This is a genomic window from Janthinobacterium sp. BJB304, from assembly GCF_002735765.1.
GTDB lineage: Bacteria > Pseudomonadota > Gammaproteobacteria > Burkholderiales > Burkholderiaceae_D > Janthinobacterium.
This window is the reverse complement of sequence record NZ_PDZN01000017.1, coordinates 49,972-73,418: the sequence shown is the minus strand read 5'-3', so window position 1 is coordinate 73,418 and position 23,447 is coordinate 49,972. Positions and strand designations below refer to the sequence as shown.

Genomic DNA, 23,447 nt, shown 5'->3' with positions numbered 1-23,447 from the left:
GCAAGTGGGGATGTCGGCTTACGCTACGCTAAGCCGACCTACGCCTCACATCACCATCATCGCAGCACAATAATCATCCCCACCAGCACTTGCGCAATCTGCAGCAGGATCAGCGCCACCAGCAGCGACAAATCCAGACTGCCCACCAGCGGCACCACCTTGCGGATCGGACGCAGCAGCGGCTCGTTCAGGGCCCGTACGAACGGCGCCAGCGGCGCATGCGGGTTGACCCAGCTGAAGATGGCTTCGATGATCAGCAAGGCCATGAAACCGTAGAGTATCCATTGCAGGAAGCGTTGCAGCGACTTGAGCAGCACCACTTCGACGGGAGCGCCGGAAATAAACAGCACCGAGCTGGCCAGCAGCACGATCAGGAAGGCGCCGATCAGGCTGGCCCAGTCATACCCGCCCACGCCCGGCACCACGCGGCGCAGGGGGCGCACCAGCCAGTCGGACAATTGAAACGTGAATTGCGCCACCGACGAGGGCGGCCGCACGCGCACCGCCTGCATCCAGAAGCGCAGCAGCAGCACGCCGCCCAGCAAGGTGGCGATGGTATCAACGATCAATGTAAGGATAACGATCAGCACGACTAATTCTCCAAAAAAAAAACCGCTGTGTGATTGAGTCACACAGCGGCGTGTTGCCTCATCCAGGCACCCGTATCGTTGGAATTACGATGGGCGGGTGCTGGTTGGGAATGGCCAGGCTGCAGCCGGTGCCAACACGGTTTTTGCTACAGGTGCGATAGGTGCCGATGGCTTGGCGACAGGAGCTGCCTTCTTCGGTGCGGCCTTTTTAGGCGCGGCCTTCTTGGCGGCTGGCTTGGCGGCCACGGCGGCTGGTGCCGCTGGAGCTGCTGCCGGCGCTGCTGCTGGTGCGGCTGCCACGACTGGTGCTGCGGCTGGCTTGGCGGCAGGTTTCGCTGCTGCTTTTGCTGCCGGCTTGGCCGCTGGCTTGGCTGCAACTTTTGCTGCCGGCTTCGCTGCTACCTTGGCCGCTGGCTTGGCTGCAGGTTTTGCTGCTACCTTGGCGGCAGGTTTCGCTGCTGCTTTGGCGGCTGGCTTCGCTGCGACCTTGGCCGCTGGCTTGGCTGCCGCTTTTGCTGCCGGCTTCGCTGCCACCTTGGCTGCTGGCTTGGCTGCGGCCTTCGTTGCTGCCTTGGCTGCTGGCTTCGCCGCTGCCTTGGCCGCTGGCTTGGCTGCTGCCTTAGTTGCTGGCTTGGCTGCCGGCTTCGCTGCGACCTTGGCCGCTGGCTTGGCTGCCGCTTTTGCCGCTGGCTTCGCTGCTGCTTTTGCTGCTGGCTTGGTCGCTGCCTTGGCTGCTGGCTTGGCGACGACTTTTTTCGCTGCTGGCTTGGCGGCCGCTTTGGCGGCCGGCTTCGCTGCTGCCTTGGCTGCAGGTTTCGCTGCGGCTTTTTTCACTGCTGGCTTGGCGACAGCTTTTGCTGCTGGCTTCGCTGCGGCTTTGGCGGCCGGCTTGGCTGCAGGTTTTGCTGCGGCTTTTTTCGCTGCTGGCTTGACTGCTGCCTTGGCGGCCGGCTTGGATGCTGCCTTGGCTACAGGTTTCGCTGCGGCTTTTTTCACTGTTGGCTTGGCCGCTGCTTTGGCGGCTGGTTTTGCCGCGGCTTTTGCTGCTGGCTTGGCCGCTGGTTTGGCTGCGGCTTTTTTCGCTACAGGCTTGGCTGCTGCCTTGGCTGCAGGTTTTGCTGCGGCTTTCGCTGCCGGCTTGGCCGCTGGTTTGGCTGCGGCTTTCGCTACTGGCTTGGCAGCCACTTTTGCTGCAGGCTTGGCTGCGGCTTTGGCGGCCGGTTTTGCTGCTGGTTTCGCTGCGGCTTTGGCAGCTGGTTTAGCGGCAACCGTCTTCGCTGCGGCTGCCGGCTTCTTCGCGGCAGGAGCAGCCTTGGCGGCTGGTTTCTTTACTTCTGATTTCTTAGCGGCTGTTGCCATTTGTCTCTCCTTCATCTGAGATGAGAAATTTAAGCTACAAGATTTAAACCCGTCCGACCCACCACAGGGATAGGCCAGGCGAATTATTCATCGGCACAAACGGTCGTTTGCGCTAATGAATTCGGCACCAGCTGAACTGCTGCAACTCCTCACGTTTGCAGCACTTCAGCCATCGTCGGTGCCACCCTGCTTTATCTCGCAGCTGGTGGCAAAGTCTGAATTCGGTCATTCGTTTTCGATGCCGTGCGTTTTTTCGCTCCTCGCATCGCGCTCGCCACAACACCGATGCGTCAAATAAAAAACCGCCATGCCTGAAAAAATTCGGGCACGGCGGCAGACGAAAACGGTGTGGTTTTGTGCATATCCGTGTAAATCTGTATCCCTGTTTTGCGAGGTTTTTTCGCTACCGCGCTGGTTAAAAAACCCCGCATTCTAACGCTCGCATTTGCAATCTCATAAAGTACACGAAAACCTTGTCAATGCGCAACCGGCACGACACGTTTTCGCCCGCTTTTTTGCACGATACGCGTGCTATCGCACAATCGCGCGGCAAATGCCGCCGCCAGCGTCTCCGGAAATGCTTTTTCGGGTGTGCGATGCGGCCATGCGCGGCATCCGGAAATCCTGGCGCAGGCCTCGTCGCATGCACCGATGGTGCACGCATTTTTCCGCCGCCACGCACGCAAAAAAAAAGCGCCGTCACGATGACGGCGCTTGTTGGCGTAGCCTGAAAAAGGATTACTCCCAGTTCAGCGCACCACCCGTTTGATACTCGGTCACGCGGGTTTCGAAGAAGTTGCGTTCCTTCTTCATGTCGATCATTTCGCTCATCCACGGGAATGGGTTTTCTTCCTGGGCGAACAGCGGCTCGATGCCGATCTGCTGCGCACGGCGGTTGGCGATGAAGCGCAGATAGCCCTTGAACATCGGCGCGTTCAGACCCAGCACGCCGCGCGGCATGGTGTCTTCCGCGTACGCGTATTCCAGTTCCACGGCCTTCATGAACAGATCCTTGATCTCTTCGCGGAAGGCGGCCGTCCACAGCTGCGGGTTTTCCATCTTGATCGTGTTGATCAAGTCGATGCCGAAGTTGCAGTGCATCGATTCGTCGCGCAGGATGTACTGGTACTGCTCGGCCGCGCCCATCATCTTGTTCTGGCGGCCCAGCGCCAGGATCTGCGTGAAGCCGACATAGAAGAACAGGCCTTCCATCAGGCAGGCAAACACGATCAGGGATTTCAGCAGCTTCTGGTCGTTTTCCACCGTGCCGGTAACGAAGGCCGGGTCGGTCAGGGTGTTGATGAACGGGATCAGGAATTCATCCTTGTCGCGGATCGACTTGACTTCGTTGTAGGCGTTGAAGATCTCGCCTTCGTCCAGACCCAGCGATTCGACGATGTACTGGTAGGCGTGCGTGTGGATCGCTTCCTCGAACGCCTGACGCAGCAGGTACTGGCGGCACTCGGGCGCCGTGATGTGGCGGTAGGTACCCAGCACGATGTTGTTGGCGGCCAACGAGTCGGCCGTCACGAAGAAGCCCAGGTTGCGCTTGACCAGGCGGCGCTCGTCGTCCGTCAGGCCGTTCGGGTTTTTCCACAGCTCGATGTCGCGCTGCATGTTCACTTCCTGCGGCATCCAGTGGTTGGCGCAGCCGGCCAGGTATTTGTCCCACGCCCACTTGTACTTGAACGGCACCAGCTGGTTGACGTCCGTCTTGCCGTTGATGATGCGCTTGTCGTCGGCATTCACGCGGCGCGCCACTTGCTCGGCGTTCGCTTCGGACGGCTCGGCGCCGGCCGGCAGGTTCAAATCGGTATTTCCCAACGGCGCTTGCTGCGCCGGACGCGGCACAGCTGCCGACGTGGTTTCATCATCCCAAGACAACGACATATTCTTCTTCCTTTCCATGCCGGCGAGCCGGCGATCCGCAACAGGCCCGTTGAATCGGACAATACGGACATTGACAACATTGAATCAGCCCGACCGTGCCGGGCTGACAACTAAAATCTTACTGGCAGGCTTCGCACTCTTCAAAGCCGTCATCACCCGGACGCAGGTAGCAGGCTTCGCCATCGGCGTCGTCCGCCGCCGCTGCCACTACCGGCGCCACGGCCACTGCTGCTGCCGCCACGACGGCTGCCTGGGCGCTCTGTGCGCTGGCCGACATGCCGCCATCGACTGCCACGGCGTTCAGCGCGCCCGTCTTGGAGGTCGATTTCTCCATGTGGGTGGCGGCGATGGTGCGCAGGTAGTAGGTGGTTTTCAGGCCACGCAGCCATGCCAGCTTGTAGGTCTCGTCCAGTTTCTTGCCCGAAGCGCCAGCCATGTAGATGTTCAGCGACTGGGCCTGGTCGATCCACTTCTGGCGACGCGAAGCCGCTTCCACCAGCCAGCTTGGCGACACTTCAAAGGCGGTGGCGTAGATATCGCGCAGGTCTTGCGGGATGCGGTCGATCTTCACCAGCGAGCCGTCGAAGTATTTCAGGTCGGAGATCATGACTTCATCCCACAGGTCGCGCGCCTTCAGGTCGCGCACCAGGTAGCCGTTGATCTCGGTGAATTCGCCCGACAGGTTCGATTTCACGTACAGGTTCTGGAACGTCGGCTCGATACAGGCCGAGACGCCGATGATGTTCGAAATCGTCGCCGTCGGGGCGATCGCCACGCAGTTCGAGTTGCGCATGCCGAACTTGGCGATGCGCTCGCGCACCGGCGTCCAGTCCATGGCCGACGAGGAATCGACTTCCAGGTAACCGCCGCGCTCTTCGGCCAGCAATTTGACCGAGTCTTGCGGCAGGATGCCGCGGTCCCACAGCGAACCGGCGTACGATTCATAGCGGCCGCGCTCTTCGGCCAGTTCCGTCGACGCCAGGTAGGCGTAGTAGCAGACGGCTTCCATCGAGGTGTCGGCGAAGCTGACAGCCGCGTCCGAGGCGAACGGCACGCGCATCATGTGCAGGCAGTCCTGGAAGCCCATGATGCCCATGCCGACCGGACGGTGGCGCATGTTCGAGTTGCGCGCCTTGTCGACGGCGTAGTAATTGATGTCGATGACGTTGTCGAGCATGCGCATGGCGGTGCGGATGGTCTTGGCCAGCTTGACGTGATCGAGCTTGCCTTCCTTCATGTGCGCCGGCATGTTGACGGAACCGAGGTTGCAGACGGCGATTTCGTCAGGGCCCGTGTTCAGCGTGATTTCCGTGCACAGGTTCGAGCTGTGGACGACGCCGACGTGCGACTGCGGGCTGCGGATGTTGCACGGATCCTTGAACGTGATCCATGGGTGGCCCGTTTCAAACAGCATCGACAGCATCTTGCGCCACAGGTCCAGCGCCGCGATCTTCTTGAAGACGCGGATTTCGCCGGCGGCGGCCTTGGCTTCGTAGCCCAGGTAAGCCTGTTCAAAAGCCTTGCCGACCTTGTCGTGCAGGTCTGGCGTGTCCGACGGCGAGAACAGCGTCCAATCGCCTTTTTCCATGACGCGCTTCATGAACATGTCGGGAATCCAGTTCGCCGTGTTCATGTCGTGCGTGCGGCGGCGGTCGTCGCCCGTGTTCTTGCGCAGGTCGAGGAATTCCTCGATGTCCATGTGCCAGGTTTCCAGGTAGGCGCAGACGGCGCCCTTGCGCTTGCCGCCCTGGTTGACTGCCACGGCCGTGTCGTTGACCACTTTCAGGAACGGCACCACGCCTTGCGACTTGCCGTTGGTGCCCTTGATGTGGGCGCCCAGGGCGCGCACTGGCGTCCAGTCGTTACCCAGGCCGCCGGCAAACTTGGCCAGCAGCGCGTTGTCCTTGATGGCGTCGTAGATGCCTTCCAGGTCATCGGAGACGGTGCTCAGGTAGCACGACGACAGCTGCGAGCGCAGGGTGCCCGAATTGAACAGGGTCGGGGTCGAGCTCATGAAGTCGAACGAGGACAGCAGGCTGTAGAACTCGATGGCGCGCGCTTCGCGGTCCGCCTCGTTCAGCGCCAGGCCCATGGCCACGCGCATGTAGAACGCTTGCGGCATTTCGATGCGCACGTCCTGGATGTGCAGGAAGTAGCGGTCGTACAGGGTTTGCAGGCCGATGTAGCCGAATTGCAAGTCGCGGTCGGCGACGATGGCTTTGGCCAGGCGCTCCAGGTCGAAACTGGCGAGTACCGGGTTCAGCAGCTCGGCGGCGATGCCCTTGGCGATATATTGCGGGAAATACGTCAGATATTCGGCGGCGGCGGCCGCTTGCGGCACTTCCTTGCCGAACACTTCCTTGCGCACCGTGTGCAGCAGGATGCGGGCCGTGACCTGGCTGTAGGCCGGGTCTTTTTCCATCAGCGCGCGCGCCGCCAGGATGGCCGACTTGTGCAGCTCTTCGACGGGCACGCCGTCGTACAGGTTCTTCACCGTTTCAGCCAGGATGGCGTCGGCATCGACGTGCTTTTCCAGGCCGGCGCAGGCGGCGTTAATCAGGTCGCGCACTTCCTGCATGTCCAGCAGGCGGCGCACGCCGTTGTCGGTGACATTTAATTGTGGTGCGGAAACTTGTGCGGACGCGCCTTGCGCTTCCTTCTGCAGGCGGCGCTCTTCCATGTGCTTGGCGCGGTACAGCACGTAGGCACGCGCCACATCGTGCTCGCCCGAACGCATCAGCGACAGTTCCACCTGGTCTTGCACGTCTTCGATATGGAAGGTGCCGCCGCCCGGATGGCGGCGCACCAGCGCGGCGACGACGCCGTCCGTCAGTTGCTCCACCAGTTCGCGGATGCGTGCCGAGGCTGCGCCCTGGCCGCCGTTAACGGCCAAAAACGCCTTGGTCATGGCGATGGCGATCTTCGAAGGCTCAAATGCCACCACCGCGCCGTTGCGGCGGATGATGCGATAGTCGCCCAGTGCCGCGCCCGTGCTCGCCACGCTGTTGGCCGCGCCTGGCGCTGGCGATACTGGCGTTGGATGGATGGAAATATCTTGTGGTGATTGCATTGAAGCTCCCGTTGTCAGCTAAAGTCAGCCTGCAGTTTTGCTGCCGCGTGTGTTGTTGAATAGAACGCCCGATGGTCAGGGTTTCTTCAGGTATTTGTTGCTAAATAGTAAATTTATAATGCATAAAACAGGTCAGTATCCATAGCGCCACACCGTACTGCCCGGCTGGCGCGAAACACGATCAAGGGTGATAAACCGCCAGTTCCAGTGCTTTATCAGCAATCCGGATAGCTTTGACAATAATTCTGAAAACGTCTGTGATGGCACTAGATATAGTCTTTACATCCAACTTCTGCACTAATTGTAGTGCCCATCGAAGGGCGATGCAATAGTTTTCCAGCATCCGCCGGCGTAATTTTTTGTATTTTCATATACGATTTCGGTTGACTTTTCAGGGCATGGATGGAAAGCCCAATCCCCGCGAAGTAAGCGCTAACGCAGGCTGCCCGCGCAGGGTTTCCAGCCAGCACTCTTGATAAAAATGCCAGTCAAAAAACGGCCCCGGATCCGTCTTCCTTCCCGGTGCGATATGCTCGTGGCCGCGCACATGGGACAGCCCGTGGCGCGCCACCAGCGCCGCCGTCAGCGCCGCCAGCACATGGTATTGCCGCCGCTGGAAAGGCACATCGTCCGCGCCCTCCATTTCGATACCGATGGAATAGCCATTGCACTGCGGGCGTCCTTCGAACACGGACGCGCCCGCATGCCAGGCACGTTGATCAGTAGAAACATATTGCAACAACGCACCATCGCGCCGCACAAAAAAGTGCGCCGACACCTGCAAGCCACGCAGGTCGGCGAAGGAAGGATCGGCATTATAATCTACCCGGCCCGTAAACAAGTCCGACACATGCGGCCCGCCAAAGCGGCCACCCGGCAAGCTGATGTTATGAATCACCAGCAAGTCGACTTGCGCACCGTACGGGCGCGCATCGCAGTACGGCGAGTCATAGCGCAGCGCGCCGTCGCACCAGCCATCTTCATCTATCGTCCATCCGCTCATCAAGTAATGCTTCCTGTATCGTCAATTTCTGCATGCGGTAACGCAACTGGCGCACGCTCAGGCCCAGCTGACGCGCCGCCCGCGCGCGGTGATAACGCGCCTGGACCAGCGCCTGCATGATCATGTCGCGCTCGGCCTGACGCAAATACACGTCCAGCGGCAGGGCCGGGCTCACGCCATATGCCGCCATGCCGGGCAGGCACAGTTGCCGCTCCGGCAAGTCCGGCAATGCCGGCGCCGCCCGCAACGGCATGCTGTCCGGCGCGAATGGCAAGGCCAGCCCCTCGAGCGCGATCACGCCGCCGTCGGCAAAGGCCAGTGCCCGCTCCAGCACGTTTTCCAGTTCGCGCACATTGCCGGGAAACGCGTACGCGGCCAGGGCCGCCAGCACGGGCGGCGCCAGGCTCACGGCCCGGCGTGGCGACAGGCGCGCCAGGATCACCTCACATAATACCTGCAGATCGCCGCGCCGTTCGCGCAGCGGCGGCAGCGCCAGTTCGATCACATTGAGGCGGTAAAACAGATCCTGGCGAAAGGTGCCGGCGGCCACGCCGCGCGCCAGGCCATGCTGGCTGGCGCACAGGATGCGCACGTCGACGGCTTCGTCGGCACTGCCGCCCAGCTTGCGCACGCGGCGCTCCTGCAGCACGCGCAACAGTTTCACCTGCATGGCCAGCGGCAGGTCGTCGACTTCGTCGAGCAGCAGGCTGCCGCCATGGGCCGCCTGGAACAAGCCCTGGCGCTCGTGCAGCGCGCCCGTGTAGGCGCCCGGGCGGCAGCCGAAGAATTCCGCTTCCATCAGCGCTTCGGGTATGGCGCCGCAGTTGACGGCGATAAACGGGAAGCCGGCGCGCGCGCCCTGCGCATGGATGGCGCGCGCCGCCAGTTCCTTGCCCGTGCCTGATTCGCCGCGGATGGCCACCGGCGCGCCGCAGCGGGCGATGCGGCTTATCTGCGCGCGCAGCGCCTGCATGGGCAAGGAATTACCGCTCAGTTGCGGCGCCGGCGCCATGCCGACGGTGGTCACGGTCTGCTGGCTGGTGCGGGGACTGGACATGGGAGCGCGCCTTTCTGCAATGGCGGTGACGAACCGCCTGCTGCAGATGCTACGCCGGACGAATGCCGGAGGTCGTTACGATACGGATGAGCAACGCGCGCGAAGCTGCGCGCTTGCCCTTACACGGTGGCGTGCGCGTGGCTGCAGTAATCGTGACCCTTGGCCTGCACGTTTTCCGAGGCCGGATAGTACACGCCGCAATGGGCGCAGCACAGCATCAGCTCGGCATCGGGCAACTCCTGCGGCCGGCCCGGCGGCGCAAACGGATTCGGCTGCTGCTGCGCGCGGGCGCGCTGCTGCATGCCCCGGATCTTGCTGCGGATAGCAAACAGCACCAGGAACACCAGCGCCAGCCAGAATAAAACACGTGTCATGCGAATCCTCGGTGTAAAACCACTTCCAGTACAAAACGGCTGCCGACATAGGCCAGCAACAAGGTGGCGAAACCGGCCAGGGTGAAGCTCAGCGCCGTCTTGCCGCGCCAGCCGCGAAAGCGGCGCCCCGCCAGCAGGGCGGCAAACAATAGCCACGACAGCATGGTAAACACCGATTTGTGATCCCAGTTGAGCGCCTTGCCAAATAATTGCTCGGAAAACACGATGCCCGACAGCACGGTCAAGCTGAGCAAAATAAAACCGAGGCCGATCATGCGGAACAGCAGCTTTTCCATCGTCAGCAGGGCTGGCAGCTGGTCCAGCGCGCTGCCGATGAAGCCGCGGCTTTCGCTGCGCGTATGCAGCCGCGATTCCTGCAGCGCCATCAGCACGGCGTGAAAGGCGGCAATCGTCAAGGTGCTGTAGGCGAGCACGGCCACGGCGATATGCCAGCCGAAGACGGCCGACTTGCCTTCCATGCTGACCTGGCTGCCGGGAAAGGCCCAGGCCAGGCCGATGGCGATGACGGCGCTGGGCATGACCATGCGGCGCAGTCCATCCAGGCTGAAATTGCGGTTCTCTATCCAGTAGGCGCCCACCGAGACCCATAGCGCGGCCGACAGCATGGCGGAAAAACCGAAGCGCAAGGTGCCCGGCGCCATCAGGTCGAACCACAGGGTGGCGGCGTGCGCCAGCCAGGCGACGCCGGTCAGGCCGGCAATGAGCCGGGCACGGGACGAGGGAAGCACCGCGCACGCCGCGTACAACAGGGCGGCGATGAAAAAGAAATAGATCTGCATAGTTTAAGTTTACACCATAGCCGGCAAGCGCGATTCAAGCGACAGTATGGGCTGTAGGCAATTGGCGCCAGCCGATACCGCAAGCCTGCCATGATATCGTGCCTCGGGCGCGACGGGGTGGCGCACCCTCAAGATTTCGGCAATCTTTCCTTCCATGTACGGTCGCCGCGTCGCGGCCACGTTGCCATCCTGATTAGCCAGTCCTATAATTATGTCCACAGAGCAATAATCATCGACCTTTCGCCACCTGCCCCCATCGCCATGTTTTCTTTCAAAAAAATTTCCTGGACCTGTCTGCTGCTGGCCGCCTGCACTATATTAAGCGGCTGCATGAAAGATGCGCCGTCACAATCCACGTACGAAGAGTATTTCCGTACCTCGATCCAGGACTATGACCTGTACAAGGATTACTTCGACATCGCGAAGCTGGAAAAGCTCAATGGCTGGAAAGAGAACGAGCAATATGAAATCAAGGGCTCGGCCGTGCTGCGCGCCAAGGTGGGCTACCTGGAATTGCTGGCCGACGTGGCCGACAAGCTCGAAGCGCAGGCCAAGACGGACGGCTCCGTGGGCATGACCATGGGTTTGGGCCTGATGGCGCGCGGCATGGGCGGCGAAAACAAGGTGTTCCGCGAATTCTGGACGCAGCAGCAGGAAAAGAAGGCGATTCCCGCACCGCTGCTGGCGCGCCAGGCGGCGATGACGGCCGAGCGTTTCGAGAACCTGCTGCAATGGTCGGACCAGCTCGTGCAAGACAATTACGGCGCCATCATCAGCCGCCAGTTGAAGAAAGGCGATGAACTGACGCGCATCTACACCTTGAGCTTCCGGCAAACGGAAAAAGGCTGGATGGGTTTTAACGCCCGCTAAGGCCACGCCTCCACAAAAAAAACCTCCGCGCCATCGCTGGCACGGAGGTTTTTTTAATGGTTGCCTGATTTACTTCACGTTCAGGCTCTTTTTCGCCTGCTCCAGCAAGTCCGTCTTGACCCAGTCCTTGGCCACAGGCGGCTTCGTCATGCGGCCCACGCCCGTTTTCACCATCACGTCCGTGGTGACCTGGATATGCTCGGGCGAGATGTCGTACGAATACGGCGAATTGCTGATCGCGTCGTCGAAGTCATCCTTCGTGATCTGGCCGCGGAACACGACTTCGCGCACATACTTTTCCGCCGTCGCCTTGTTGTCGATAAAGGTTTTCGTCGCTTCGACGAAGCAGCGCATGAATTTTTCCGCCACAGGACGGCGTTCCTTGTAGAACTTTTCCGTCATCACCATGGTCCGCACAGGCTCGCCGATCGGCGTGTCGTACGGTTTGATGACTTCGGTGCCAAAACCCTTGTTGATCGCCTGCGACGATTGCGGTTCCGACTGCATCATGGCGTCGATATTCTTGCCCATCAGCGCCTGGTTCAAGTCGGCGTAGGCGAGGAACACCAGCTGCACGTCCTTGCCCTTGGTTTCCGAATACGTCAGACCCGCCTGCGACAGCTCGGCCAGCAGCAGCACTTCCTGGATGCCGCCGCGCGTCACGCCCACGCGCTTGCCCTTGAGTTCCTTGACGCTGGCGATCTTTTGCCCGGCGCCCGCCACCAGGCGCGCGCCGCCCTTGGCAAAACCGGCCACCACATAGATCGGCGCGCCGCCGGCGCGGCCGGAAATGGCCGCTTCGGACGCCGTCGCGCCCACGTCCAGCTCGCCCGCGATAATTGCCTGCATCACGTCGAGGCCCTTGGCGAAGACATGCTCTTCGACCTTGATGCCGCACTTGGGCGCGATTTCCTTGATGTACGACACGGCGCCGTAGTGGGCGAATTTCAAGTTACCCAGGCGCACGACTTCCTGCGCCTGTGCCTGCACGGCGCCCATGCCGAACGCCAGCATGAGGGCGGCGGCAATACCGGTCTTCAAGGTTGATTTTTTCTGCATCGGGTTCTCCTGTGGTGGTTGACGTGTGCCCGTCAGGGCACAGCTATGCGAAACACGGCTTCTTATTATGGGGAGATAGTACCGCGTGTTAGAGCCAGGGCAACATTTTTTTGCCGGCAGCCACGCTGCCGGCGTTGTTGCTACTGCTTGTTACTACTGTCCCGCCAGCGCCACCACCGGATCGAGTCCCGATGCCTTGCGCGCCGGCATGAAGCCAAACACCAGCCCCGTCACCACGGCGCAGGCAAATGCCCCGGCGATGGCGCTCAGCGAAAAGATCACGGGCACGTCCCATACCAGCAGCAGGCCGGCCACCGTCACGCCGACCACGATGCCGGCCACGCCGCCCACCACCGACACCAGCACGGCTTCGGTGAGGAACTGGCGCAGGATGTCGCGCCGGCGCGCGCCCGTCGCCATGCGGATGCCGATTTCACGCGTGCGCTCGCGCACCGTCATCAGCATCACGTTCATGACGCCGATGCCGCCCACCACCAGCGAGACGGCGGCGATCAGGCTGAGCATCATGGTCATGTTGTCCTGCGTCTTGGCTTCGGCGGCGATCGACGCGGCCGCGTTGCTGATGCCATAGTCGCGGATGCGGTGGCGCTCGAACATGGTGGCGTCGACCGCTGCCTCGACCTCCGTCACGCGCTTGACGTCGTCCACTGCCATCACCGTGTACGTCGGCTCGCGCTGGCCGAAGACGCGGATGCCGGCCGTGGAAAACGGCAGCAGCAGCACGTCGTCTTCATCCTTCTCGCCCGTCAGCGCGCCTTTCGCGCTCATCACGCCGATCACCTGGAACGGCACATTGCCGATCAGGATGCTCTGCCCCACGGGATTGGGCACGTCGGGCATCAGCTTTTCGGCCAGGTGCGCGCCCAGCACGGCCACGGTGGCCATTTCGCGCTCGTCTTCCTCGGTAAAGAAACCGCCCTTGGCCACGGGCCAGGTCTGGATCTGCGGCAGGGCCGGCCCCGTGCCGCGCACATAGGTCTGCACGTCGAGGTTACCGTGGCGTATCACCTTGTTGCCCGTGACATTCGGCAGCACGTGGGAAATGCCCGGCACGTCCTTGAGCGCATCGAGGTCGGCCAGGGTGATGCTGCGCCCGGGGATGCGCGAGCTTTCGCCGCGCGACGCCATGTACAGCAAGTTCGAGCCGAAGGCGCCCAGTTGCGCCATCACTTGCTGGCGCGTGCCCAGGCCGATGGCCAGCATGACGATCACGGAAGCGACGCCGATGACGATGCCGAGCAGGGTCAAGCCCGTGCGGAAGCGGTTGATCCACAGCACGCGCCAGGCGGCGCGCGCCGCATCGAGCAATTCCGTGCCCAGCGACGCGCCCGTGTCGTGCGCGGCGCGCGACATGTCCAGCGGCGGCAGGGCCGTCGATGTGGCGGGAATGGCGATGGCGCCCGAGTCCGCGATGATTTCGCCGTCGCTGATCTCGATCACGCGGCGCGCCTGGGCCGCCACCTTGCGGTCATGCGTGATGAGGATGATGGTATGGCCCGCGTCGGCCAGTTCGCCCAAGAGGGCCATGACTTCGGCGCCGCTGCTGCTATCTAACGCCCCCGTCGGTTCATCGGCGAGGATGATGCGCCCCCCATTCATCAGGGCACGTGCGATCGACACGCGCTGCTGCTGCCCGCCCGACAATTGATTCGGCCGGTGGTCGAGCCGCTCGCCCAGGCCCAGGCGCTTGAGCAGCGCTTCCGAGCGGGCGTGGCGGGCCGCGGCCGGCATGCCCGCGTACAGGGCCGGCACTTCCACGTTTTCGCGCGCCGATTCGGTGGCGATCAGGTGGTAGCCCTGGAAGACGAAGCCGAACGCCTCGCGCCGCAGCCACGCCAGTTCATCGGGATTCAGGCTGGCCACGTCCTGGCCGGCGAAACAGTAAGTGCCGTCGCTGGGCCGGTCCAGGCACCCGAGCAAATGCATCAGGGTCGACTTGCCGGAACCGGACGCGCCGACGATGGCGACGAATTCGCCGGCGCCGATAGCCAGGGTCAAGCCGCGCAACACTTCCACGGCCGGCGCGCCATCGTGGCCGCCGTAGCGCTTGCGGATGCCGGCAAGCTCGATCAGGGGCGCCGCCTGGCCGCCTTCTCCGCTTTGTCCCAGAGAAGCGGCCTCGCTCATCGCGCTCACAGCTGGAACCTGCTGCTGCCGCTGCCGGCCGGCTGCTCGCCCGTGACCAGCAATTCGCCTTCGCGCAAGCCTTGCAGCACTTCCGCGCTGAGGCGGTTGCGCACGCCCACGGTGACGGCGCGCGTATCGACCTTGCCGTCCGCATCCATCACGCGGGCCGTGAACTGCCCCGGCTTGGCGCCTTCTTCCGTCGATGGTTTCAGGGCCGGCAAGGGCACGGCCAGCACATTGTTCGCCGCTGCCGTGACAAACACCACTTGCGCCGTCATCTGCGGCATCAATTCGCCATCGGCGTTATCGACGTCGAACAGCACGGTATACAAGATCACCTTGCTGGTCGACGGCGCCAGGGCCGTGCCGGCGGCGGAACCACCGGGCACCGGCGGCGCCGGCAGCACTTGCCGCACCTTGCCGCTCCAGCGCCGCTGGTCGCCGCCCAGGGTGGTGAAGTACACGGGCATGTCCGGGCGCACGCGGCGCACGTCCGCTTCCGACACTTCCGTCCATACGGTCATGGCCGACAGGTCGGCGATGCGCAGGATGTTCGGCGTCTGGTAGGTGGCGTTCAGGGTTTGCCCTTCCTTCGCGTCCAGGCCCACCACCTTGCCGGCCATGGGCGCGTAGATGCGCGTATAGCCGAGGCGCGCCTCGTCCGCCTTCAGGCTGGCCTGGGTCTGGTCTATCTGCGCCTTCAGGTGGTCGATCTTGGCGCCGGCCGACGCCAGGGTGGCTTCGGCCGTCTCCAGGTCGGCCAGCGGCGTCGAATCGAACTTGGCCATCTGCTTCTGGCGCACGTGCTGCTGGCCCGCCAGGCGGTGCTGCGCCTGCTGGTCGGCCAGCTGCGCGCGCAAGCCCGCCAGGGCGGCGCGGCCCGCATCGACCGTGGCTTGCTGCACGCTGGGGTCGATCTCGGCCAGCAACTGGCCTTTTTCCACGGCGCTGCCGGGCTGCACGTGCAGGCGCGTGATCTGGCCCGACACCTGCGCACCCACGTCGACATAGGTTTGCGGCTGCAGGGTGCCGATGGCCGTGACGCTGGCCTCGATATTGCCGCGCTTGACGGGTGCCGTGTCGAACACGGTGGCCGGGCCGCGCGTGGCCCACAGTGCGCCGGCGCCAAACAGCGCCAGCAAGACCACGCCGCCGAGGATGCGGGCGCGGCGCGAAGGCAGGCGGGCCGCCATCAGGAAGCCGCCTTGCGGTTGCAGATACAGTAAATCGGTGTCGCCAAACGTGAAAAATACATCGGTCTATCCTTGAAAATAGCGGTGGACATCACCGCAGGAACGTCACAAGACCTGCCAGCGCGGCGACGGCTGCCAGCAGGGAACTACGCAACAGCAATCGGGGCGCATACGGCAGCAGCAGGGCCACCAGCAGCGCGCCGGCCGAAATGAAACCCAGCCAGGCGACGACGCCGACGGTGGCGCTCCAGCCGGCCACGCAAGGCCAGATGGCCAGCGCCAGCAGGACGGCACCCGCCAGCTGCAGCGCGCGCCGCACGTTCGGCGCCGCGTCCCTGCCCCAGACCTGGCCATGGTGGCGGTCCATCGCCAGGGAGAGGCTGGCCATGCCCGCATACGACAGGCCCAGCGCGCACAGGATGGTGTTAATCATGACTGTCCTTCCGTAGTGACGTGCAGGCTGACCGAGGGCGTAGCGCTTTCCTTGGCAGCAGCCTTTTTTACCGGTTTTTCCTTGCGCTGGTGGACTTTCCACGCGCCCCAGGCGGCCAGCAGGCCGAAGGCCATGCTGCCCAGCTCCACGCCGGCGCTTTCCCAGTCGCCGCGCGCGATTTGCGCCGCCAGGTTGTCGCCCGTGCTCAGGACATTGAGCACAGGCAGCAGCAGGCACAGGGCGGCCAGCAAGCCCAGTTGCTCGATCCACGCGCGCTTTTCCGCGCGCACGCAGGCGTGCACGAGCATCAAAAACCACACGCCGAAGAAGGCGCGCACTTCCCAGCCGGCGCGGTGCTCGAGGCCGACGGGGATCAAACGGTTCGCCCACAGGAAGCCCACGCAGGCGATGGACAGGCCGGCAATCGCCGCCACGTTCAGGCATTCGATGACGCGGTAGACGCGCTGCGTGTAAGCGCCGAACTCGCCGCCCGACTTCTGGCGGCGCTTGACCATGAACATGATCGCACCCGTGCCCATCATGGCCGTGCCGGCCAGGCCGCAGAAGAAGTACAGCCAGCGCATGGGCGTGCCGCCAAAACCCACCATGTGCAGATTCGACATGACGGAGCGCGTCAGGCCCGCGCCGCCCGTGTCGGACGCGCCGGGCAGGCGCAAGGCGGTCTGCTCGCCCGTGGCCAGCGCATAGCAAGCCCTGCCCGTGTTGGCGCTGATGCGTTCCATCGTATCCGTCTCTTCATTCCAGCCGTACATGCACACGCGCATGGAGGCGTCGTTCGGATTGTCCAGTACCACGGCGCGGATTTCCTGGCCGATGGACTGTTCGGCGCGCTGCGCGAACGATTCCAGCGCGGGAATGGCCAGCGGCTGGCCCGTCTTCACAGGTTTTCCCGCGTCGTTCCAGTCGCTCAAAAAGGCTTTCTTGGGATTGTTCATGCCGTATTGCGCGGCCACGGGGGCCGGCACATAGTCATCGCTGAAAAATGCCAGGCCCGTGTAGGCGATCATGAACTGGAACGGCAAGGTCAGCACGGCCACGGCGTTGTGCGCGTCGAGCCACGAGCGCTGGCCCTTGGCCGGGCGGAAGGTGAAGAAATCCTTGAAGATGCGCTTGTGCGTGATGACGCCGCTCACGAGCGCCACCAGCATGATCATGGTGGTGATGCCGACGATCCAGACGCCGATGCGCCCCGCGTGCAGCTCGTAGTGGAAATCGACGAAATGGTGGCCGCCGATGGTTTCCCGTTCCGTTGCCTCGCGCGCATGTTCGATGACGGCGCCCGTCAGCGGATCGAGCTCCGCCGAGCCATAGCCGCCGCTGGGTTGGAACCAGTAGGCGGAAAGGCCGTGGCCGGGGCGCTGCACGGGCCAGATTTCCCACATGTCCGCCTTCGGGTGTTCCTTCGCCATGAAATCGAGCGCCAGCTCCAGGCGGTGGCCACGGTCCGTGACCTTCGGCAACGGCGGATCGTTCGCATGCGCCGCTTCTTCCAACGCGTGTTCGGGCGTCATCCAGTGGCCGATCGGGTCGTCGAAGACGGCCAGGGTGCCGGTCAGGAAGATGGCGAACAGCAGCCAGGAAATCCACAGGCCGCTCCAGGTATGCAGCCAGGCCATGGCCTGGCGCAAGCCGCCCTGCTGCGGCGTTTTCACCACTTTGTCTACCTTGACGGCGTTCATGCGGCACCCCGCGACAGCAGCAGGCCGATGCCGCCGCACAGGATCGCTGGCAACAGCATGCCCAGCCAGGCGCGGCGCAGGTCTTGCACGGCAAAGACCCAGATCACGGCGCAGGTGTAGACGACAAAGGCGCTCAGGGTCGCCGTCAGCACGGCTTCGGCGCGCGACAGCGGCAGCACGGCCGCCAGCAGCACGGCCACGCCGGACGTGAGCGCATAGCCGCCAAAGACGGCGGCAAGCACGCGCGAAAACAACATCATGTGGGCCGACTTCATCATCGCGGCACTCCCCGTGGCATACGCAGGCTCACGCCATTACTGGCGTGGGCCAGATTCAACTGCACATCCATAAGCCATGCATCCTTCATCAAGATAGGTCATTCAAAAGTGATTGTTTACAGTTTGTAGTTCAATGTCAGCATCACGTTGCGCGGCGCCCCTGCCAGGTTGCCGAAGACATCGGAATAGATGCTCTGGTAATAGTGCTTGTCCAGCGCATTGTTGACGTTCAGGCGCAGCTCGGCGCGGCTGTCGATCTGCCAGGCCGCGTTCAGGCCCACGATCGCATAGCGGCCCTGGCGCAGATGGTAGGTGCCGTCGCTCGACTCGGTCGCGCCCTGCCCGTACACCGACGCGCCGACGCGCCAGCCCTGTGCGGCGCCGGACAGGCGGTAGCTGGTGGCCAGCTTGAGCTGCTGGCGCGGATAGCGGCTGTTGAAATCCTTGCCGATATTGGCCGGATCGCTGTCGCGCGTGAATTGCGCCTTCACATACGTAAAACCGGCCGACAGCTGCCAGTCCGGCGTCAGCGCGCCCGCCACGTCCAGCTCCACACCTTCGCTGCGCACTTCGCCCGACGCGCGCTGGCAATAGCCCCAGGTGCTGCCGGGGCAGGGATTCGGGCCGGCCAGGTCGTCCACGCCGCGGTTCTGCTGGCGGATCTGGAACACGGCCGCGCTGGCATTGAGGGCGCCGCCGAAGTATTCGCCTTTCACGCCCGCTTCGTAGTTGGTGCCGCTGATCGGTTTCAGGGGCCGCGCATTGGCATCGGTGGACGCCTGCGGCTGGAAGATCTCGGTCCAGCTGGCGTACACGGAATGCTGCTTGTCGAGGTCATATACGACACCGGCGTACGGCGTGAATTCGCGCGCCACCGAGTAGCCGGCATCGTCCTTGTACCAGCTCACGCGCCCGCCCAGCACCAGCGACAGCGGCTCGGTCAGGCGCAGGCGCGTGCCCGCATACACGCCGCTTTGCTCGGTAATGCTGGCCGTGCGCCACTGCGCGTAATTGATGACGGGGCGCGCCACGCTGCCCGCATCCCAGTGGAACGGGTCGAGCACGGGTGCAGCCGCGCCCCAGCTGTACGGCGCCCAGCCGCCATAGCTGTTTTTCGACGAACGGCGGTGGCTGGCGCCGACGGTCAGCTCGTGCTCGCGGCCGAACAGGCTGTAGCCGCCGCTCGCATAGGCGTCATAACTGGTGTTGGCCAGTTCGGCGCGGTAGCTTTGCGAATTGAAGCGCAGGGTGTCGCCGCGGCGGTTGATGCCGGAAAACGTCGTGTCGATCTCGGGCGTCTTGCGCGTGGCCGCCAGCTTGGCCTTCCAGCCGTTGCCGAAGCGGTGTTCCAGTTCGGCGAAGATGGTTTTATCGGTCTGGCGCCAGCCGTCGAAATCGCTGCCCAGGTAGGTGGAGCGGGGCAAATTCAAAAAGCGGCCGTCGGCGGCCGTCACCACGCCCGTCGTCACTCCGTCGTTATCGGTCTTGCGGTAGTGGGCGCCCACGGTCAACGTGGTATCGGGACGCAGATCGGCCTCGATGATGCCGTACAGCTGGTGATTGCGTCCATGCAGCACGTCGACAAAATCCTTCTTGTCCTGCACCGTGACGACCATGCGCCCGCGCAGGGTCTTCGCTGCGTTGAGCGCGTTGGCCGCATCGGCTTCCAGCCGGTAGTTGCTCCAGCTGCCGATGCTGGCCGAGAACGACGCTTGCGGCGTGGCCGTCGGGCGCTTGCGCACCATGTTGATGGCCGCGCTGGGCGTGCCGCTGCCCGTCATCAAGCCCGTGGCGCCGCGCACCACCTCGATGCGGTCATAGATGGCCAGGTCGTCATTGTCGCCATTGAACGTGCCGTTCGCGCCCAGGCTGGTAGGCAAGCCGTCGAACAGGATGTTGTCGATTGGAAATCCCCGCGCGCTGAAACTGCCCGAATCGCCCGTAAAGTTGCCCTTTTGCATGACAAGACCCGTGATCGACTGCACGGCGTCGTCCAGGGTTGTGATGCCCAGGTCGTCGATCTGCTGGCGCGTCAGCACGCTGACCGACTGCGGCGTTTCGCGCAGCGACAGGTTCAGCTTGGTTGCCGTGTTGCTCACGCCCGTCGTGTAGGAGCCGCTGCCTTCCGTCGTCGCATCGCGCCCCGCCGTGACGGATACGCCGAGCATGGTTTGCTCGGTCGCGGGAATGGCTGGCGCCTGCTGCGCCAGCGCCGGCAGGCTGGCGGCCAGGCACAGGGCCGCGGCGGCTTGCGCCAGCGGACGCAGTGAGGAGTGAGAGGATGGCAAACTGACAAAAGGCAAAGCGTGCGACATGAAAGTTCCTGATAGTAATGGCGTCATGAGACGGTAAAAAACAGGCGCCTACCTTGTAGGTGCCGCGAAAACGAAAAACGGGCAGCCGGATGGCTAAATATTTCTGCGCAGCGTGCTATGACGCCGGCTCGACGCTGACCCAATAGCGCGTGCGGCTGCGGACCTGCACCGGCAGCGAGTTGGGCAGCATGTTCAAAATGCGCTGCGTGTCGGCCAGCGGGAACACGCCCGACAGGCGCAGCTGGGCCACTGCCGGCGCGCAGTCGATCACGCCGGGGCGGTAACGGGCCAGGTCGGCCAGGAAATCGCCCAGGGTCACGTCGTCGACGATCAGCTGCCCGCGCGACCAGGCATGCGCATACGCAGCGATGGCGTGCGGCGCGTCCAGCGTCTGGCGGGAAAATGCCACGCCGCGCCCGGCCGCCAGCAGCATTGGCGCGCCGGCACTGTCGCGGGGACGGATTTCCACGGCGCTTTCCAACACGTCCACCGTGCTGTAGTCATCTTGCTGGCGCACGGCAAAGCGCGTGCCCAGCGCGCGCACCAGGCCTTCGCGCGTGGCCACCACCAAAGGCGCGGCGCTGCCGGCGCCGTGGCCGCTAACGACGAGGATCTCACCGGCCAGCAGTTCGATCAGGCGGCGGCTGGCGTCGAAACGCACGTTGACTGCCGATCCCGTATTCAGGCTGAGCACGCTGCCATCGTCCAGCACCACCTCGCGCCGCTCGCCCGTGGCCGTGCGGTAGTCGGCACGCAGGGTGCGCACGCCGTCCCAGGCGCCCGTCTGCGCGGCCAGCATGCCGCCGCCGGCCGCCACGCCCAGCCACGCCAGCACCTGGCGCCGCTTGCCGTTGACGGCTTTGCGCTGCGTGCCGGCCAGCGCCTGCGCGGCCGCGCCACGGTGCAAGCCGTTGAAGCGCCGCGATACCGCTTCGATATGCCGCCAGGCCCGTTCATGTTCCGGGTCGGCGGCGCGCCAGCGCTGCCAGGCGGCCTGCTGCGCTTCGCTGGCCTCGCTAGACATCAGCACGGTCAGCCACTCGGCCGCCTGCTGCTGCACGTCCTCGCGGATGGCTGGCGGTGCCGCCGGTTCTGCCGCCGTGCTCATGCCGGCAGCGAGAAAAACACCTGGCGGTTGGCGCGCGTCAGGTATTGCTTGACCGAGCTGGCCGATACGTTCAGGCGCGCGGCGATCTCGGCATAGCTGAGGCCTTCGAGCTGCGCCAGCAAGAACGCCGTGCGCACGGGACCCGGCAAGCCGTCGAGGGCCAGGTCGATCTCCTGCAAGGCTTCCAGCGCCAGCAGCCGCGCTTCCGGCGCGGGCACCACCTCGGGCGGCAGGCAGGCGAGCGCCTCCAGGTAGGCGTCTTCCAGCACTTGCCGGCGGTAGCGGTGCGCCACCAGGCGGCGCGCGACGGTGGCGAGAAAAGGCCGCGCTTCGCGGATCTGCGGCGCGGAAGCGGCCGTCAGCACGCTGATGAAGGTGTCTTGCGCCAGATCCGCCGCGTCGCCCGCATTGCCCAGCTTATGCCGCAGCCAGCCCTGCAGCCAGCCGTGATGGCTGCTGTAGAGCGCGTGCAGGTCTTGTTGCTGTGCAAAATCGGCCGCCGACATGGCATCCCTTTCCGGTCTGGCGCGACGCGCCCACGAATGTAAATAAGAATTATTCTCATTTTAACCGTGTTTTTGACTTTCATGCAATCGTGGCATTGGCAGAAATACCAACTCATTCAAAAGCCGGCCAACCGCCAGGCGCTGCTGCGCGGGACCGCCAGCCACCCGCGATAAGGTAAAATGACGGCCATCGTCCGGCTTGCGCCGCCCACTCCCAAGCTTTTCATTGCAGGTTCATCATGCTAGATAATCTCACCCAACGGCTTGCCAAAGTCGTCAAGACCATGCGCGGCGAGGCGCGCCTGACCGAAGCGAACACCGCCGACATGCTGCGCGAAGTGCGCCTGGCGCTGCTCGAAGCCGACGTCGCCCTGCCCGCCGTGCGCGAATTCATCGCCAAAGTCAAAGAAAAAGCCATGGGCGAGGATGTCATTTCCTCGCTGACGCCAGGCCAGGCCCTCGTTGGCGTGGTGCAGCGCGAGCTGGCCGCCCTGATGGGCGCCGACCTGGGACCGGAAGCGTCGCAGATCAGCTTTGCGCAGCAGCCGCCCGCCATCATCCTGATGGCCGGTCTGCAAGGTGTGGGTAAAACCACCACCGTCGGCAAGCTGGCGAAGTACCTGAAGGAAGAAAAGAAGAAGAAAGTGCTGACCGTCTCGGCCGACGTGTACCGTCCCGCCGCGATCGCCCAGCTGCAATCGGTCACCGCCCAGGTCGGCGCCGACTTCTTCCCGTCCACCAGCACGGACAAGCCGGTTGATATCGCCCTGGCCGCGCTGGACTGGGCGAAAAAGCACTACCACGACGTGCTGATCATCGATACGGCGGGCCGTCTCGGTATCGACGAAGAGATGATGCGCGAAATCGCCGCCGTCCACGGCGCCGTGAAACCGATCGAAACCCTGTTCGTCGTCGACGCCATGCTGGGCCAGGACGCCATCAATACGGCCAAGGCCTTCAATGATGCGCTGCCGCTGACCGGTATCGTGCTGACGAAGCTCGATGGCGATGCACGCGGCGGTGCCGCCCTGTCCGTGCGCCACATCACGGGCAAGCCGATCAAGTTTGCCGGTGTCTCGGAAAAACTCGACGGCCTGGAAGCGTTCGATCCGACCCGCATGGCCAACCGCATCCTCGGCATGGGCGACATCCTCGCGCTGGTCGAAGAAGCGCGCAAGGGCGTCGACAGCAAGGCAGCGGCCGATCTGGCGCAAAAGATCAAGGTCGGCGGCAAGTTCGACATGAACGACTTCAAGGCGCAATTGGGCCAGATGAAGAAAATGGGCGGCATGGCCAACCTGATGGACAAGCTGCCGGCCCAGTTCCAGCAGGCGGCAGGCGGCAAGAACATGGATCAGGCCGATAAGCAGGTGCGCCGCATGTGCGGCATCATCGATTCGATGACGCCGCAGGAACGCGCCAAGCCTGAACTGATCAAGGCCACGCGCAAGCGCCGCATCGCCGCCGGCGCCGGCGTGCAGGTGCAGGAAGTGAACCGCATGCTGACGCAATTCGAGCAGATGCAGACGATGATGAAGAAATTGTCGGGCGGCGGCATGATGAAGATGATGCGCAGTATGAAAGGCATGATGCCTGGCATGAGGTAGTGGAAGGCTTCAAAATCCGCTGCGCGGGGCGCCTTGCGGCCGGCGATGCTCACCGTACTTTAGTACGGTTGCGCTTCTCTGCCACAA

General features: G+C 63.6%; 20 protein-coding genes. 4 read left to right on the top strand and 16 right to left on the bottom strand.

Features of this window, described 5'->3' with window-relative positions; all coding sequences use genetic code 11:
* Window positions 1–56 precede the first annotated feature (56 nt).
* A complete protein-coding gene (locus CSQ95_RS19945; RefSeq protein ID WP_227742044.1) occupies window positions 57–590 on the bottom strand; it encodes a YggT family protein in 534 nt (177 codons plus the stop codon).
* 254 nt (window positions 591–844) lie between these two features.
* Here CSQ95_RS19945 and CSQ95_RS29710 point away from each other — a divergent pair, with 254 nt between their 5' ends.
* Window positions 845–1,213, top strand: a complete 369-nt coding sequence (locus CSQ95_RS29710; protein ID WP_180279114.1) for a hypothetical protein — start codon at window positions 845–847, stop codon at window positions 1,211–1,213.
* Between the two features lie 44 nt (window positions 1,214–1,257).
* Window positions 1,258–1,968 (top strand): hypothetical protein, encoded by a 711-nt coding sequence (locus tag CSQ95_RS29705; protein WP_180279113.1) that lies wholly within the window; start codon window positions 1,258–1,260, stop codon window positions 1,966–1,968.
* A gap of 719 nt (window positions 1,969–2,687) precedes the next feature.
* Here the strand turns inward: CSQ95_RS29705 and CSQ95_RS19935 are convergent.
* The 6 genes from CSQ95_RS19935 to CSQ95_RS19910 form a co-directional block, all read right to left on the bottom strand.
* Window positions 2,688–3,839, bottom strand: a complete 1,152-nt coding sequence (locus tag CSQ95_RS19935; protein ID WP_070218582.1) for a ribonucleotide-diphosphate reductase subunit beta — start codon at window positions 3,837–3,839, stop codon at window positions 2,688–2,690.
* A gap of 118 nt (window positions 3,840–3,957) precedes the next feature.
* Window positions 3,958–6,909 (bottom strand): ribonucleoside-diphosphate reductase subunit alpha, encoded by a 2,952-nt coding sequence (locus CSQ95_RS19930; protein ID WP_070218583.1) that lies wholly within the window; start codon window positions 6,907–6,909, stop codon window positions 3,958–3,960.
* 391 nt (window positions 6,910–7,300) lie between these two features.
* Window positions 7,301–7,912 carry a 1,6-anhydro-N-acetylmuramyl-L-alanine amidase AmpD gene (gene ampD, locus CSQ95_RS19925; RefSeq protein WP_099410766.1) on the bottom strand — a complete coding sequence of 204 codons (612 nt, stop codon included), beginning with the start codon at window positions 7,910–7,912 and terminating at the stop codon, window positions 7,301–7,303.
* Window positions 7,890–8,969 (bottom strand): sigma 54-interacting transcriptional regulator, encoded by a 1,080-nt coding sequence (locus CSQ95_RS19920; RefSeq protein WP_099410765.1) that lies wholly within the window; start codon window positions 8,967–8,969, stop codon window positions 7,890–7,892. The genes ampD and CSQ95_RS19920 overlap by 23 nt, the downstream gene beginning before the upstream one ends.
* Before the next feature lie 119 nt (window positions 8,970–9,088).
* Window positions 9,089–9,343, bottom strand: coding sequence for a PP0621 family protein (locus CSQ95_RS19915; RefSeq protein WP_070310132.1), 255 nt, complete (start codon window positions 9,341–9,343; stop codon window positions 9,089–9,091).
* Window positions 9,340–10,143 (bottom strand): inner membrane protein YpjD, encoded by an 804-nt coding sequence (locus CSQ95_RS19910; RefSeq protein WP_070218587.1) that lies wholly within the window; start codon window positions 10,141–10,143, stop codon window positions 9,340–9,342. Before CSQ95_RS19910 ends, CSQ95_RS19915 begins: the two co-directional genes overlap by 4 nt.
* 330 nt (window positions 10,144–10,473) lie before the next feature.
* On the opposite strand from CSQ95_RS19910, the gene CSQ95_RS19905 reads away from it, so the two are divergent.
* The gene (locus tag CSQ95_RS19905; protein ID WP_099410764.1) at window positions 10,474–11,013 is read left to right on the top strand and encodes a hypothetical protein; all 540 of its coding nucleotides are present in this window, start codon (window positions 10,474–10,476) and stop codon (window positions 11,011–11,013) included.
* 69 nt (window positions 11,014–11,082) lie between these two features.
* On the opposite strand, the gene CSQ95_RS19900 is transcribed toward CSQ95_RS19905, so the two are convergent.
* The 9 genes from CSQ95_RS19900 to CSQ95_RS19860 form a co-directional block, all read right to left on the bottom strand.
* The gene (locus CSQ95_RS19900) at window positions 11,083–12,072 is read right to left on the bottom strand and encodes an ABC transporter substrate-binding protein (protein ID WP_373632506.1); all 990 of its coding nucleotides are present in this window, start codon (window positions 12,070–12,072) and stop codon (window positions 11,083–11,085) included.
* Window positions 12,073–12,225: 153 nt separating this feature from the next.
* On the bottom strand, window positions 12,226–14,220 hold the full coding sequence (locus tag CSQ95_RS19895; RefSeq protein WP_099410763.1) for a MacB family efflux pump subunit: 1,995 nt from the start codon (window positions 14,218–14,220) through the stop codon (window positions 12,226–12,228).
* A 5-nt stretch (window positions 14,221–14,225) separates the two neighbouring features.
* Entirely contained in the window at window positions 14,226–15,413 is a 1,188-nt protein-coding gene (locus CSQ95_RS19890) for an efflux RND transporter periplasmic adaptor subunit (RefSeq protein WP_099410762.1), read from the bottom strand.
* Window positions 15,414–15,504: 91 nt separating this feature from the next.
* Complete coding sequence (locus CSQ95_RS19885; RefSeq protein ID WP_070218591.1) at window positions 15,505–15,846, bottom strand: DUF3325 domain-containing protein; 342 nt, start codon at window positions 15,844–15,846, stop codon at window positions 15,505–15,507.
* Window positions 15,843–17,546 (bottom strand): PepSY domain-containing protein, encoded by a 1,704-nt coding sequence (locus CSQ95_RS19880; RefSeq protein WP_180279112.1) that lies wholly within the window; start codon window positions 17,544–17,546, stop codon window positions 15,843–15,845. Before CSQ95_RS19880 ends, CSQ95_RS19885 begins: the two co-directional genes overlap by 4 nt.
* On the bottom strand, window positions 17,543–17,824 hold the full coding sequence (locus CSQ95_RS19875; RefSeq protein WP_083293410.1) for a hypothetical protein: 282 nt from the start codon (window positions 17,822–17,824) through the stop codon (window positions 17,543–17,545). Before CSQ95_RS19875 ends, CSQ95_RS19880 begins: the two co-directional genes overlap by 4 nt.
* A 116-nt stretch (window positions 17,825–17,940) precedes the next feature.
* Complete coding sequence (locus tag CSQ95_RS19870; RefSeq protein ID WP_218963625.1) at window positions 17,941–20,139, bottom strand: TonB-dependent siderophore receptor; 2,199 nt, start codon at window positions 20,137–20,139, stop codon at window positions 17,941–17,943.
* A 115-nt stretch (window positions 20,140–20,254) separates the two neighbouring features.
* On the bottom strand, window positions 20,255–21,247 hold the full coding sequence (locus CSQ95_RS19865) for a FecR domain-containing protein (protein WP_180279111.1): 993 nt from the start codon (window positions 21,245–21,247) through the stop codon (window positions 20,255–20,257).
* Window positions 21,244–21,753, bottom strand: a complete 510-nt coding sequence (locus tag CSQ95_RS19860; RefSeq protein ID WP_099410760.1) for a sigma-70 family RNA polymerase sigma factor — start codon at window positions 21,751–21,753, stop codon at window positions 21,244–21,246. The genes CSQ95_RS19865 and CSQ95_RS19860 overlap by 4 nt, the downstream gene beginning before the upstream one ends.
* Window positions 21,754–21,992: 239 nt before the next feature.
* On the opposite strand from CSQ95_RS19860, the gene ffh reads away from it, so the two are divergent.
* A complete protein-coding gene (ffh, locus tag CSQ95_RS19855) occupies window positions 21,993–23,360 on the top strand; it encodes a signal recognition particle protein (protein WP_034746567.1) in 1,368 nt (455 codons plus the stop codon).
* Window positions 23,361–23,447: the final 87 nt, after the last annotated feature.